At 65.3% G+C, this 13,610-nt stretch carries 12 protein-coding genes and 1 pseudogene; 6 read left to right on the forward strand and 7 right to left on the reverse strand.

Annotation, left to right across the window (positions count from 1 at the left end):
- Positions 1-125: 125 nt before the first annotated feature.
- Both AB0C34_RS06940 and AB0C34_RS06945 read left to right on the forward strand, forming a co-directional pair.
- On the forward strand, positions 126-1,280 hold the full coding sequence (locus tag AB0C34_RS06940; protein ID WP_357068202.1) for an FIST N-terminal domain-containing protein: 1,155 nt from the start codon (positions 126-128) through the stop codon (positions 1,278-1,280).
- Positions 1,277-2,035, forward strand: coding sequence for a Mut7-C RNAse domain-containing protein (locus AB0C34_RS06945; protein WP_357068204.1), 759 nt, complete (start codon positions 1,277-1,279; stop codon positions 2,033-2,035). The genes AB0C34_RS06940 and AB0C34_RS06945 overlap by 4 nt, the downstream gene beginning before the upstream one ends.
- Positions 2,036-2,064: 29 nt before the next feature.
- Here AB0C34_RS06945 and AB0C34_RS06950 read toward each other — a convergent pair whose 3' ends face one another.
- The 6 genes and pseudogenes from AB0C34_RS06950 to AB0C34_RS06975 form a co-directional block, all read right to left on the reverse strand.
- Positions 2,065-3,090, reverse strand: a complete 1,026-nt coding sequence (locus tag AB0C34_RS06950; RefSeq protein ID WP_357068206.1) for a patatin-like phospholipase family protein — start codon at positions 3,088-3,090, stop codon at positions 2,065-2,067.
- Positions 3,091-3,514: 424 nt separating this feature from the next.
- A pseudogene (locus AB0C34_RS06955) lies at positions 3,515-4,308 on the reverse strand (SDR family oxidoreductase).
- Between the two features lie 101 nt (positions 4,309-4,409).
- Complete coding sequence (locus AB0C34_RS06960; RefSeq protein ID WP_357068208.1) at positions 4,410-5,111, reverse strand: DUF6875 domain-containing protein; 702 nt, start codon at positions 5,109-5,111, stop codon at positions 4,410-4,412.
- Positions 5,108-5,542 carry a hypothetical protein gene (locus AB0C34_RS06965; RefSeq protein ID WP_357068210.1) on the reverse strand — a complete coding sequence of 145 codons (435 nt, stop codon included), beginning with the start codon at positions 5,540-5,542 and terminating at the stop codon, positions 5,108-5,110. The genes AB0C34_RS06960 and AB0C34_RS06965 overlap by 4 nt, the downstream gene beginning before the upstream one ends.
- 414 nt (positions 5,543-5,956) lie before the next feature.
- Positions 5,957-6,508, reverse strand: coding sequence for a dihydrofolate reductase family protein (locus tag AB0C34_RS06970; RefSeq protein WP_357068212.1), 552 nt, complete (start codon positions 6,506-6,508; stop codon positions 5,957-5,959).
- Between the two features lie 118 nt (positions 6,509-6,626).
- Positions 6,627-7,037, reverse strand: coding sequence for a hypothetical protein (locus AB0C34_RS06975; protein WP_357068552.1), 411 nt, complete (start codon positions 7,035-7,037; stop codon positions 6,627-6,629).
- 497 nt (positions 7,038-7,534) lie between these two features.
- Between AB0C34_RS06975 and AB0C34_RS06980 the strand changes: the two genes are divergently transcribed.
- Together AB0C34_RS06980 and AB0C34_RS06985 are read left to right on the forward strand one after the other, a co-directional pair.
- The gene (locus AB0C34_RS06980; RefSeq protein ID WP_357068214.1) at positions 7,535-8,362 is read left to right on the forward strand and encodes an RNA polymerase sigma factor SigF; all 828 of its coding nucleotides are present in this window, start codon (positions 7,535-7,537) and stop codon (positions 8,360-8,362) included.
- A gap of 1,055 nt (positions 8,363-9,417) precedes the next feature.
- Positions 9,418-9,798 (forward strand): hypothetical protein, encoded by a 381-nt coding sequence (locus AB0C34_RS06985; RefSeq protein ID WP_357068216.1) that lies wholly within the window; start codon positions 9,418-9,420, stop codon positions 9,796-9,798.
- Between the two features lie 99 nt (positions 9,799-9,897).
- Here the strand turns inward: AB0C34_RS06985 and AB0C34_RS06990 are convergent, their stop codons facing one another.
- Positions 9,898-11,001, reverse strand: coding sequence for a glutamate--cysteine ligase (locus AB0C34_RS06990; protein WP_357068217.1), 1,104 nt, complete (start codon positions 10,999-11,001; stop codon positions 9,898-9,900).
- 151 nt (positions 11,002-11,152) lie between these two features.
- Here AB0C34_RS06990 and AB0C34_RS06995 point away from each other — a divergent pair, with 151 nt between their 5' ends.
- The gene (locus AB0C34_RS06995; protein ID WP_357068219.1) at positions 11,153-12,103 is read left to right on the forward strand and encodes an FAD-dependent oxidoreductase; all 951 of its coding nucleotides are present in this window, start codon (positions 11,153-11,155) and stop codon (positions 12,101-12,103) included.
- Between the two features lie 122 nt (positions 12,104-12,225).
- A complete protein-coding gene (locus AB0C34_RS07000; RefSeq protein ID WP_357068221.1) occupies positions 12,226-13,551 on the forward strand; it encodes a helix-turn-helix domain-containing protein in 1,326 nt (441 codons plus the stop codon).
- The last annotated feature ends 59 nt before the right edge of the window (positions 13,552-13,610 follow it).

Raw genomic sequence — 13,610 nt, forward strand, 5'->3', positions numbered from 1 at the left:
CGTCATGGCTTCGTCATCGGTGTGGCCGGCGCGCGTCAAATGGTGTCCGAATCCGGGGCGCGTGTCTGAAATGTATTGCGCGGCAACAATACCTATGCATTCTCCGGGTTGGCTACGATGGAAGGGTGCGGATCGGGGTCGGGCTCTCCACCGCGCCGCAGGCGCGGCAGGCAGGCGCGCAGGCCGCAGCGTGCGCGCGTGACCAGCTCGCGGGCGAGACGGTGTCGCTCGGCGTGCTGCTCGCGTCACGGGCGTACACCGACGAGGCCTCGGCCGTGCTCGCGGGTGTCCACCAGGCGGTCCAGGTCCCCGCCCTGGTCGGATGTGTGGCCCAGGCTGTCGTGGCGGGTCGTCATGAGATGGAGGACGAGCCCGCGGTGGTGGTGTGGCTGGCATCCGGATTGCCCGCCGCCGAGACATTCCAGTTGGAATTCGTCCGCACGGCGACCGGTGGGCTATTGGCCGGCTACCGATTTGATCAGGCCGCCCGCGACTTCCATTTGTTGCTGCCGGACCCCTACTCGTTCCCGGCCGACCTCCTGCTCGAGCACTTGAACGCCGATCTGCCCGGCACCCTCGTCATGGGCGGGTTGGTGAGCGGTGCACGGGGTCCAGACGGCAGCAGGCTGTTCTGCGACCGCGACGTGTCGACATCCGGTGCGGTCGGCGTACGGCTTCCCGGACGGTGCGGCGTTTCGATCGTCTCGCAGGGCTGTCGGCCGATCGGATACCCGTATATCGTCACCGGCGCGCACGGCGCGCTGATCACCGAACTCGGCGGCCGGCCGCCGGTCGAACGATTGCGTGAGATGGTCGAACTGCTACCGCCTGATCAGCAGGAACTGCTGACCCACGGCCTACAGATCGGCATTGTGGTGGACGAGCACCTGGCAGCGCCGGGGCAGGGCGACTTCCTGATTCGCGGCCTTCTCGGCGCCGACCCGTCGAGCGGCACGATCGAGATCGGCGAGGTTGTCGAGGTCGGCACGACCATACAGTTCCAGGTTCGCGATGCGGTCCGAGCGGACAAAGATCTGCGAGCCGCCCTCGCGCAGGCGAGTTCGGACCTCCCGGGGCGCCCGGCAGGTGCGCTGCTGTTCACGTGCAACGGACGCGGCCGGCGGATGTTCGGTGTGGCGGATCACGACGCTGCCACGATCGGCGACTTGCTCGGCGGCATACCGCTCGCGGGCTTCTTCGCCGCCGGTGAGATCGGTCCCATCGCCGGACGTAACGCGCTGCACGGCTTCACCGCGGCGATGGCGCTGTTCGTAGAATGAACATCGGTATCCGGGTCTTCGCCGAGTTGAACGACTTCCTGCGGCCCGACCAGCGATACACGGTGTCCGACAGACCCGTCCGTCCGCACCAGACCGTGAAGGACATCGTCGAAGCCGCCGGCATCCCCCACACCGAGGTCGATTTGATTCTCGTCAACGGGCAACCGGTGGGCTTCGACCATCGCCCGGTGGCCGGCGACCGGATCACTGTGTATCCGGTATTCGAGACGCTCGATATCGCACGGATCACTCGGGTGCGCCCACGTCCGCTCCGGGAGTCGCGCTTCGTCGCCGATGTCAATCTCGGCGGTCTTGCCAAGATGATGCGGCTGATGGGCTTGGACGTCGACTGCCGGTGGGATGCCGGTGATGCCGAACTCGCCGAGGTGTCGGCGGCCGAGCATCGGATTCTGCTCACCCGCGATCGAGGCCTGTTGAAGCGCCGCAATGTCACTCATGGTGTATTCGTGCGGTCGGACCGGCCGATCGATCAGATCGTCGAGGTGATCCTGCGCCTCGACCTGATCGAGCGCCTTGCGCCGTTCACTCGGTGCCTGCGCTGTGGCGGCATCGTCGACGTGGTCACCGAGGCCGCAGTCGACGATCGGCTGGAACCGCTTACGCGCCGCTACTACGACACGTTCCGGCGGTGCCGCGACTGCGAGCGCGTCTACTGGTCGGGCTCGCATCAGGTTGGTCTGGACGCGATTGTGGCGGCGATCCGCGCTGGGCTGCGCGGCGCGACAACCCGCTGACGGCTCGAGCCAGCGAGGCGGCTCGCCGATCATCTTCCGGTCGGAACCCGGAAGCGCTCGACGTACTCCGGCCAATTCCAGGTGGATAAGAATCGCTGTGCCGCCGCATACCCCTTTTGGTAAAGTGCTTCGATCTCTTGTTCAGTGATGTCGAAGTTCAGTACGCCGACGTCGGCCGAATCGACCCGGATCGCCCGGGCGTCCACCCAGGGCTGGTTCAAATATGCCTGATCGCGGCCGACCAGCATGGTGGTGAGGACACTCTCGAACAGGTGCGGGGCCCCGTACCGGCGAAGCAGCCCGAGCTGTGGAATCACCGTGATGTTGCCGGCCGGCAAATGAGGCAGCACCGTAATTCCGAAGGTGGGCCAGCGTGGCAGGTGACCGTCGGTCCGATCGAGCGAATCGATCGGAAAGTTCGACAGCACCCCGCCATCGACCAAGGTCGAAGTTACCCCCGCGGTACTGGTCAACGAGACCGGTCGGAAGAAGAACGGAATCGCCATCGACGCGCGCACGGCCGCTGCCACCGGTTGCGTATCCGGGTCTAGACCGTAGACCCGGTCATAGTCCCAGGGCAGTCGTACCAGCTGGCCGGTCGTCACATCCGTCACTGTGACCACCAGGGAGTACTGCCGTTGTGCGGGGAGGGTCTCGTCGTCGATGCGCAAGTCACCGAACGTAGTCACCCCCAGTGTGCGAAGCTTGGCGGCGATCCATTCGTGGGCATAGTCACCTCGATAGATTCCGCTTCCCCGAAGTATCGCCCAGGACGGCCCGACGAGGGGAATTCTCTCGAACGGCCCACTGTCGAGAAACTTGTCGTACTCGAGACCGAGTGCCAGGTCCTTCACCTCGATACCTGTCAGCCGCCCTCGCTTCGACGCCGCCGCGACGATGGCCCCGAGCATCGCGCCGGCCGAAGTGCCGGATACTCGCTGGACCTGGTAACCGGCGTCGATCAGCGCGGCGACGGCCCCCACCAGTCCGACGCCTTTCGCGCCGCCGCCCGCGAGAACCAAGTCGGCGGATCGGTCCGACTCCGGCGCGGTCACAGCCGACCTCCGACGTCCAGCCCGCCGTGGTCTGTCGATCGGTACAGGTCCATTGCCGCTCCATCAGCGTCGAAGGTCATCGTCCCGCGAGGTTGTTCGTGTACATTCATCGCCCATCTTCCGCTGCACCAGTACCGCCGGCGGCGCGAACCGAGAAGTCGGATCAGGTCTCGAACAGTTCCGAACGAGGGTCTGCGGCGCCGATACCGTTCGGTACGGTGCCGACCAGTCCAGTTCTCGAATGCGCTGTCCGGCAGCCGATTCGACCATCACGATCTCTTCGTGGCGGACCGAGCCCACCACACGCCAGCGCATTCAACGAAATGCTGCCACGATTGCGCCGGTGTCTGCACAATTGTCGTCACTGTCCCGCACAGCAGGACGGGAACTCGGGAGATCGTTGGTGGTGCCGGTTATCGGGTTTTCACGGGAGGATGGCATCGATGTAGCCACCGTCGGCACGAAGAGCACCGCCTGTCGTGGCCGAGGCGAACTCGGAACTGAGGTACACGATCAGGTAGGCGATCTCGGTCGGTTCGATCAGACGTCGGATCAGCGAGTGTGGACGATGATCTTTCATGAACTGCTGTTCGGCCTCGTCCCATGACAATTCGTCGCCCACCAATTCGTGGACGAATTCCTCGACGCCGGGTGTGCGTGTCGGACCGGCCATCACCGAGTTGACTGTGACACCGGTGCCAGCCGCCGCTTTCGCGTACCCACGGGTGACCGCCAACAGGGCTGTCTTCATTGTGCCGTAATGAACCATCTCGATCGGGGTCACGACCGCCGAATCGCTGGCGATGTTCAGCACCCGACCGAACCCGCGGCCCATCATTCCTGGCAAGTACATTCGGGTCAGGCGCACCGCGGACAGGACATCGACTTCGAAATAGTGCCGCCATTCGTCGTCCCCGATTTCGAGCACGGGCTCGGCGCCGAAGATACCGAGGTTGTTGACGAGGATGTCGAGTTCGTCGACCTGTTCACGCAGCGTCTCCGCGCCGTCGGCGGAGGCGAGGTCGGTGGCCACCGCGGTCACCTCGGCGCCGCGCACCTCGTTCGTGATGGTCGCGCGGGCGCGGTCGGTCTTGTCCGGGTCTCTTCCGTTGACCACCACCGATGCCCCGCCCGCGCCAGCTCTGTCGCAATGGCCAATCCGATGCCCTGACTCGACCCTGATACCAATGCGCGTCGTCCGGAAAGGTCTATGTGCATCCGACCATCGTGCCGCAGCGCGCGGACGCGTAGTTTCCGCCACGCCCGAATCGCCACGCAAGACAAACACTTACACCCGCTTCCCTCGTTACGGGCGTCGATCAATCGGCTCCGGACGGCGACGCGGACCGTGCGGCGCCGACGGTGGGGGCGGGTGTTTCGAGGAGTTTGTCGGCAAGGGAATTGCTGATGAAGCCCGGGATGCTAGGTGCGAAGATTTTGAGGTAAGTATCGATCCACTCGTGGCGGGTGTTGAGGAACGGGAAGTCTGTGGGAGCCATATAGCGTATGGCGAGCAGTGGCAGCGGCGCGTCGAGTGCGTGGAAGTCCGGGTTGTGCAGTCCCGGGGTGGCGCAGCCAGGATAAAACTGGCCGATCATCAGTCCTTTGTCGACGAACCGTGTTTTCTGGTCATTCTGGACGGTGTCGATGTTGGCGTAGTCGGTCAGGTCGGGAAAGACCGCGAGGAAGGCTTTTATTTTGGCTTCGGGCTTGTGTTGCGGTGGTAAGGCGGGAAACAGATCGTTCATGTCGTCGACAATCGCGGTGATGTACTCGGTGTCGATGTGGCGGCCTTCGATGAAAGCGACCCAGAGGTACTCATGCGCAATGGCGCGGGCGGTGTAGGGACAAACCGGGCCGGATCGGCCGAGGTCCGGGTGGGGTCGGCACAGGTGTTCCCGCGTCCATTGGCGAAGTTCGGCGGCGCGGGGATGCTCGGTTTCGCGAGTTGCCCGGTCGTCGGCGAACAGATTGGTCGGTCGCATGCCGGAGCGTGCCCCGACGATTCCGTCAGTGTTCATGATCGGCTTCTCGTTACTGGGGTGAGGTCGAGGTGGCTGGGGGCGTAATCCAAGTCCTTCGTGACTACGTGTCCGACTGCGCCGAGAGCCTCGGGTTCGGTCATCCGTGTGTGGCGGATGGGAACGCGCTGGTCCGCGTCGTGGCGGCTGGTGCGGCCGTTGTGTGTGCGAGCTGGTGTGTCGGCCGTCTGGTCACTGGCAGCGCGGGAGCGCAGGTCACCGTCGAAGAGGGCGGATCGGCTGTTCACCGTGCGGCCGGCGAGCCGGATATGCCTGTGGTGCGGGATCGCGAGACGTTCGGTGGTCCGAACGGTGCCGGGACCGCCCAGCCGATGGAGCAGGCCGGTCGCGGTCTCCGCAGTCGGGTCGACGGGGATGTGAGCACCATCGGGGCCGCCGAACACAGTGAACTGCGGTTGCTGTTCAGCCATAACATGCTCTCCAGACACATCTGGACCAACCAGTTCGTCGGCTTATACCTCAGACCTACGGCACTCACGACGAAACGGTTCAAAACCAACGGGATGTTTTTCTCCGGGCCAGAAAACACATCCAGGTTTGTCGCGGATTGGCCGCTCGCGGATCAGTCCCTGCGGGCGGGGCCACCAGCGGTGACCCCCGTGCCCTCGATTGCCATCCTCGCGGCGACCGGGCGTCGTCGGCAGCCGGTGCCTGCCGGTGCTGAACCACGCGAACGTGGAGCTGATGAGCGGCATCACTGGGTCGAGCCCGACGCCATGGCGTCGGGCTCGACCCATCCTGGCATCCGTCGTCACTGTGCCGGCGATTACCCGGAGTGCGCGTCACACTCGTGGGCGTCCGGTCGACGGCGGGCTGCTATCAGGTCAGGCTGCGGCTGGGCCGTAGTCGAGGTGAACGACGCCGTTGTCGTACACCTCACACCGCACGAGCGCGAGCTTTGTCGCGTCGACGCCGTCGCGCCACAGTCGCTTGCCCTTGCCGAGTGCGATCGGGTACACGAACAGGTGCAAATTGTCGACCAGACCGTCCGCCAGGAGTGCCCGGACGAGCGTGCCGCTGCCGCTGATGTAGATGCTGCCGTCCGTGTCGTCCTTGAGCTTTCGGATGACGTTCGGGTCGTACGGGCCCAGACGGGTGCTGTTGGCCCATTCGACCTGAGGTTCCCGCGCGCCGACGACATATTTCATCGTGTCGTTGAAAAATGGCGCCCCAGGGTCGTCCTCGGCCGCGCGGGTCGACCAGGCCGGTGCGAACATCTCGAAGGTCGTCCGGCCGAGCAGGATCGCCTTCGACTCGGCCGTGATCGCGCCGAGGGTTTCACCCATCTTGGGATCGAAGCCGTACTCGAAGGTCCAGGACGGATCCTCGAACACTCCGTCGAGTGCGATGAACTCGTGAACTACTATGGCGCCCATAGCGATATCCTTTCATCCTCAACGCTCGACCATAGTGGTTCGACGCTCGCGTGGCTGTTGTCGACATGATCGAGTTCCGATGGTGCCGACGCGCAGCAGAGAGTAGTGATCGAGTTCGCTATGACTCGATGCGGGCCAACAGCCAGTGCGGACCGACGGTGTCGGCCCCGATCGCTTCGACCCGGGCACGGAGGCCACGATCCGCAGTCACCACGGTGATCGGTCGGTTGCTGTGTTGCTCGGCGGCTGCTGCTACCGCACCGACGACGGCGTCATCTCCCGAACCGTCGGCCAGCAGCACCCGCAGGCTTTCGAAGTCCGGTGTCGTCTGATCGGTGACCGCGGCCTTCGCCGCGCCCTCCAGCACCACAACCACCTCGGCCGGTCGTCCCAGGCCAGCTCTCGAGGCAGCGAGTCGCTCGAGCAATCGTCGGGTCGCGCCGACACGATCGCGCCACCAACCATCGGGCTTCGACCCCACGACATTCGCCGCATCCACCACGATCAGCTGAACCTCGTCATCCCGCACACCGTCAGTCTTCACTTCTCTCTACCACCGGCGTAGGCGGCGTCGGTCGTGTCCGCCTCGAAACGTCGACGCCGCGTACCGGCGCACAATCGCGAAAATCCAATAGATGCGCCTCAGAGTGTCATTTCCGGCCCAGTCGGCGGCCGTTTCTTGTTCATGTGAAAGAACTATTGGCGCCGGTTTCTTTGCTTTGTGTACAGCTGGTCGTAGGTAGTTCCGGTTGATCCACGAGGGAATCTACAGAGGCTTCGGTCACGGCCTTGTCGGTGGCTATCGCGATTTGCGCAAGCGCATCATCGGCAGCTGGTCAGCTAGCTGATTCAGATATTGATCAGGGGTTACGCATCCTCGGTCGTGCGCGGTATTCATGCTGGTCGGTTAGTGATTCTCCGGACTGCCGAGAAACTGATCCGATTTTTGGTCGGTGGATCCGGTTTAATTTCTGGCGTTCTGGCTATTACCGGAGAATTGGCGTCGACACAGCGTAGGAATTCGTGATGAACGAACCGAACCTGACGAACCGAACAATCCATCCTCGTCGCGGCCGCGACAGCTACGAGAACATCGAACCTTGGTTCGACAAGCTGGCCGCCCTCGAGGCCGCCGATCCGCACCGCCACGAGCTGCGTGCGGAGATCATCCGGTTGTGCCTGCCGCTGGCCGAGCACATCGCCCGCCGGTTCGCCGGCCGCGGCGAACCCCATGATGACCTGCGGCAGGTCGCGTGCGTCGGTCTGCTGCACGCGGTCGATCGGTTCGATGTGAGCCGGCAGGCGTCGTTTCTGGCGTTCGCGGTGCCGACCATCATGGGAGAAGTACGCCGGCACTTCCGTGACCGCGCCTGGAGTGTGCGGGTACCGCGGCGGGCGAAAGAAACCCACGCCCGGATCGGTCCGGCTGTCGAACGGCTGGCGCAGCGGATGGGCCGGATGCCGAAGGCGCGGGAGATCGCGGCCGAACTGCAGGTAGATCTACCGGAAGTGACTCGGGGACTACTGGCAGCCAACGCCTACAACACCAACTCCCTGGACGCTGTGTTCGTTGACGACGATGAGGGGGGTGCCGCGTTGGCCTCGCGGCTGGGCGCCGAGGAACCGTGTTATCAGCTGACCGAGGACGCGATGGCGGTACGACCGCTGATCGCCGCGCTGCCGGGGCTGGAACGCGACGTGCTGGTGATGCGGTTCTTCGAATCTTTGACCCAGGGCCAGATCGCCGAACGCATCGGCGTTTCGCAGATGCATGTCTCCCGTATTCTTTCGCGCACCTTGACCAAGCTGCGCGAACAAGCGCTCGATCAACGACCACACCGTACGGCAGCCTGACCGATCGCCGGCAACGGCGTCGGAAAGGTCGGCGCCGTTCACGCGCTCAGCACCCGAGCGCGGCCGACAGCGCGTACACGGAACCGCGGACAAGCGATCGCAACGGCGCCGGCAGCGGTCGCTCGCGATGACCGGCGCGGCTGCCTACCTCCCCCTGGCAGACCGACACTCCACAACCTCGAGCGGGCATCCGAGTGCTGTCGTAGTTGCGATCCGTATCGAGACGCCACCTGAACCTGTTCGGCGCAGGTCTGGGCGGCAACTCGCATTGGGCTGTTCGGTATCGCGAAGTGCACTCTGCGCTCGGAGCGATCGACACCGCGCGGAAACGGTCGCTGAGCGAGCCGTCCGATCAGGTTCGCGATCGCGTCCTCGACCGTGTCGACCGCGCATTGTTCCTTGCGCGGCAGCGTGACGGGTGTGCGCGGCACCGCGATCGCACGCACGAAGTCGGAGTATCCGAGAATCGCAGTGTCGGCGGCTGGGGTCCCTGGTCCTGCGCGAAATGTTGTTGTTCCGTGTCGATTTAGCATGTCGGGAAGGAGACTGGTCGACCGACGACGTTGTGCGCTGTCGGCTCCTCCGGAGACCGCCACGGCACGCAACAGTTATTTCGCCGTCTGGCGACGACCGGTGCCTCGGCAACGGGGTCGATCGTCGCTGACACCCCGCGATGGAGGGCCCCGAAAGTGCCCTTCGCGGACTGGCACGATCCGCACCGGCGGCAGGACGAGACAGGGAATGTGCCATGAGCCCAATCCGCCGGGTGGAGCGCCGCGAAATCAAGTCATGCAGGTAAAGTCGAAGGCATGACGGCTGGTCCGGCGTTCTCGCCGATCCGGCCGCCCGCAGGCACCGGGTGGATCGGGGCCGACGATGTGCCCGTTCCGCCCGAGTGCCACTCGGGTGACGGTCCAACGACGGATCGGTTCCATGCCAGGAGCAACCTGCGGAGAGATCGTCGAACGATCTCGATGTTCCATTACCACTGTCACAGGCCGCATCTCGGGCGGGCTCGATCGGCTCTGAAGCTGTCTGACAGGAAGTGATCAGCGATGACCGAATCCGTGCGGCCGCACGTGGACCTGCTCGACCTGGCGTATCCGTACGCGATGGACGCGATGGCCGATATCGAACGCCGCAGCATCGAAAATCGTGTGGCGAAATCCGATTCCATGACCGCCGCGGCCTTCGCCGCCACCGTGCGCCGAGTGGAGGAGACGCTGGCGGCGCTGACCGTGATCGACGCGGTGAATCCGCCGCCTACGCTGGAGTCGAAGATTCTGCGGAGACTCGACCAGTCGACCTGCCACACGGGCAGCGACCAGCGCGTCCGGACGGTCGGACGGATGCCGCGGTTGTCCCGGCTCGTGCTAGCGGCAGCGGTGATCGGCGCGGCAGGGGCCGTGGCGATCACCGAATGGATTCGGCGATGATCTCGACCGGGTCTCGCCGAAGGCTTACCCGTGCAACCGGATCGAGATCACCCGTTGTCTGGCTTGCCGGGCGGAATGCTGAGATCGGTATCCACGGCGTCAATCGCACCCTTCGAGGGTGGCGTGCGCCAGCTCGCGGATAACGTCACCGACGTCGTCACGGGCGCGGAATGCCGCAAGTTGACGGTGGGCTCCGTTGCCGCGGGCAAGGACGGCGGCGCACGCCTGGTCTACGAACGGGCGGTCGCCGGCTTCCTCGAGCGCGGGCGCGGCATGGTCGATCAATCGGCGCAGCAGTGTGCTGTTGGGCGCCACTCGGCAGTCGCGGGGATCGACGCCGTCGCCGGCGAGCCCTGAGCGTGCGGCCTTCCAGTACGCCGTCCGCAGTACTTCGGCCGGGACCGCAGGCGCGATGTGACCCGCTGCCAAGGACTTTCGCGCTACCACGACGGCCGCACGCACCAGCGCGGCCAGCAGGGCGGTTTCCTCTACGGTGGCCGGAATGTCGCTCACCCGCACTTCGACGGTCGGGAAGGTGATGGATGGGCGGACGTCCCAATAGACCATCTTCCGGTCCAGGATGCTTCCACTTTTCAACATCATCGCGACCATGGCGTCGTAGTCGCGGGCGGACTCGAAATACGGCGGCGGTCCCGCGCTTGGCCAGCGTCGCCACAGAATGCTGCGCCAACTGGCGTAGCCGGTCTCGGCGCCGCGGTAGATCGCCGAATTCGCCGTGAGCGCGAGCAGCAGCGGCAGCCACGGCCGCAGATAGTTGCTGACCTGTACCGCCGTCTCATAGTCGGGGATGCCGACATGGATGTGGCACCCGCACAGCCCCTGCTCATGCGCGAGCATGCCGAAGTTGTCGGCGATGTGCTGGTAGCGCGGTGTGTCGGTGACCGGGAAGTCGTGTGGGACCGTCGGCGGAATGGCCACCGCCAGGAGTCGGGCGCCATTGTGCTCGGCACAGGATGCGATGCCGCGGCGCAGCTCGCGCAGCTGCCGGTGCAGTGCGGCGATGTCGGTGTGTACCCCGGTGCTGCTTTCCACCTGGCAGCGGGTCAGCTCGAGTTGCAGGTCGATGCCGAGGTCTTTCGCGGTGCGTGCTACCTCGACGTTCCGTGCCACCGGTTCGCCGGTCCGCGGATCCGCCAACAGGAACTCCTCCTCCACACCGACGGTCGTGCGGCCAGCATCCATGGCGTGGGGATACCCACGGTTTTCTCGACTAGACGGCCGTCGTTGCCCGAGCGCCGGTGGAGTGCCGAGTTTTGATCGCGCGGGGCAGCGGCCTCCCAGAACCGGTGCTGCGGAAACGCGGCCGTTCGGGCCCAGCCGATAGGGTCGGTCCATGCGGGTCGTCGTTCTCGGTTCGGGTATCTCGGGTCTTTCCACCGCGGCAGAACTACTGCGCAACGGGCACGACGTCACGATTGTCAGCGCCGAGCCGATCACCGCAACGACCTCCTTCCTGGCCGCCGCGGTTTGGTTTCCGACTGCGGCGGGCCCGGCCGACCGCGTCCGGACATGGAGCGACACGACCTTCGAGTATCTGGCGACTCTGGCGGCGGCGGGCACGCCGGGCGTGCGGATGTGCGAGTCGATGGCCGTCTACCGCGACGAGCCGGTGGTTCCGATGTGGTCGCGGTCGGTTCATTCGTTTCGCGAGGCCGAGTTCGGCGAGCTGCCACCCGGTTACCGGTTCGGCTTCCGCTTCGCCGTCCCGCTGGTCGAGATGCCCACCTACCTGCCGTATCTGCGTCACCAGGTGGACACGGCCGGAGCGAGGTGGGTAGTGCGCACTGTTCGCCGGCTCGACGACCTTGTGGACCTGTCGCCGGAGGTGGTGGTCAACTGCGCGGGCCTGCGCGCGGGCGAATTGGTCGACGACCACGAGGTGTCTCCGATTCGTGGCCAGATCGTGCGGGTGGCGAACCCGGGACTGTCGATGTCGATCCGCGACGAGGAGCACCCGCTCGGCCGCGCCTACGTCCACCCTCGGGCACACGACTGCGTTCTCGGTGGTTCCTTGGACTTCGGCGAGTGGGACACCACGCCGAACGCGGATCTGACTCGCTCGATCCTGGAGCGCTGTCGTGATCTGGCACCCGCCCTGGCGGATAGTCGGGTTCTGGGAATCCTCGTCGGCCTGCGCCCCGGTCGCGGCGAAGTCCGCCTCGAACTCGATAGGGCGGTGCTGGCGGGCATCCCGGTGATCCACAACTACGGCCACGGCGGTTCCGGCATCACCATCGGTTACGGGTGTGCTCAGGCGAGTGCGGCCCTTGTCGCCGCTCTCTGAGCGGCGGCGGCGGAGGCCGGTTCGAGCGCCTGGTCGGGTCCTCGGGGTCGGTCGGTGATCATGGGCGACCTCAGTCAAGTTACCGTGGGGTACTTCCGTGTCCGGGGAGGTAAGGAGTCACGATGTCCATCACCGAATCGGCAGGTCCGGATCTGACCCTATCGGGCCGGCCCGCCAGCTCGTCACTGCGGGATGTGCGGAGTTTGTCGCGAAAGATGGTTGGCCACTTCGTCGAAAACGTCGCGCCGTGCCGGACACTGCCCGGCGAGGCGCTCAACGGAGACATCACCACCATCACCGGCCTGTGCCTGGAACTCGCTGTCGGCATGCTCGACGGCGCCGACATTCCGGGGAAGACGCTGCATCTACGCAATGCCGCGGCGGGATGGGCACGCGAGGGAATCCCGATCGACACCATCCATCACGCTGTGCACGAGGGATTCAAACTCGGATTCGATATCGTCGTCGCCAATGCGACCGCCGCGGATTTCGACAGCGTCAAAGACATCAGCCGTCGCCTGTTGGAAATCCTGGACATCATTACCTCGACTGTCTCGCGTGCCTATGTCGCGGAATTGCGAGTGGTGGTCGGGGAGCACCACACGGCGGTGCACACGCTCACCTCCGCCCTGCTCGGCGGACACCCCACTTTCACCATGGCCCGCGAATGCGGTATCCAGATCGCCGACTCGTATTCCGTTCTCGCAGTGGCCATCGCGGTGCACCCCGACGAGGGCAATCCGCAGCTCGATGGCGCTGTGGTGGCGCGCCGCAAGTTGCGGCGCGTGCAATCCGAGCTCGCGACACGCTGTGGGGAGAGCGTGCTGTCGCTGCTGAGCGTCGACGGTGGCACCATCTTGCTGCCGTCCGCGTCGCCGGACGACGAGGCCCTCGACGAACTGGCGGAGTTTCTCGCCCGTGCCGCGCAGGTTCCGGTCGTCGCGACGGTGGTCGTCGCGACCCCGGCCGAAGTACCCGCCGCCGCCGATCGCGCGCACGAACTGCTCGACATGGTGCAGCGCCTCGGCTGTGCGCACGGGCTGTACCGATTCGACGACCTGGCCCTGGAGTACCAGCTCACCAGGCCCGGTCCCGGGTTGGAAACGCTACGGACGCTGCTCGATCCACTCGACGAGCATCCCGAGTTGCTCGATACGCTGCGACGTCACATCAGCACGAACCTCAACCGCCAACGTACCGCGCGATTGCTGCACATCCACACCAATACCGTCGACTACCGGCTCAAACGGATCGGCCAGCTCACCGGGCTCGACCCCGCCCAGTCGGCGGGGGTGTGGTATCTGCGTGCGGCACTGGTGGCACGCAGCTACCGGAATCCCGATGATGCGCCGTCGTTCGGTCTCGGCGCGTCTGCCTCGGAATCTCCTTCGGAGGATGTGATCGGCGCGCAGACGATGTCTGCCGCACACCGAAATCCTGGCGACTGACTTCGGGCCGCGATCCGGCGGCACGCAGTGCTGCACAGACGTTGCCGCGACGGGGTCAG

Source organism: Nocardia sp. NPDC049220 (assembly GCF_040647855.1).
Lineage (GTDB): Bacteria > Actinomycetota > Actinomycetes > Mycobacteriales > Mycobacteriaceae > Nocardia.

Bases quoted from the DNA above. Each gene is read 5' to 3' on its own strand.
- AB0C34_RS06945 (WP_357068204.1), top strand. From the start codon at position 1,277: ATGAACATCGGTATCCGGGTCTTCGCCGAGTTGAACGACTTCCTGCGG.
- AB0C34_RS06960 (WP_357068208.1), bottom strand. From the start codon at position 5,111: ATGAACACTGACGGAATCGTCGGGGCACGCTCCGGCATGCGACCGACC.
- AB0C34_RS06965 (WP_357068210.1), bottom strand. From the start codon at position 5,542: ATGGCTGAACAGCAACCGCAGTTCACTGTGTTCGGCGGCCCCGATGGT.
- AB0C34_RS06970 (WP_357068212.1), bottom strand. From the start codon at position 6,508: ATGGGCGCCATAGTAGTTCACGAGTTCATCGCACTCGACGGAGTGTTC.
- AB0C34_RS06980 (WP_357068214.1), top strand. From the start codon at position 7,535: ATGAACGAACCGAACCTGACGAACCGAACAATCCATCCTCGTCGCGGC.
- AB0C34_RS06985 (WP_357068216.1), top strand. From the start codon at position 9,418: ATGACCGAATCCGTGCGGCCGCACGTGGACCTGCTCGACCTGGCGTAT.
- AB0C34_RS06990 (WP_357068217.1), bottom strand. From the start codon at position 11,001: ATGGATGCTGGCCGCACGACCGTCGGTGTGGAGGAGGAGTTCCTGTTG.
- AB0C34_RS06995 (WP_357068219.1), top strand. From the start codon at position 11,153: ATGCGGGTCGTCGTTCTCGGTTCGGGTATCTCGGGTCTTTCCACCGCG.
- AB0C34_RS07000 (WP_357068221.1), top strand. From the start codon at position 12,226: ATGTCCATCACCGAATCGGCAGGTCCGGATCTGACCCTATCGGGCCGG.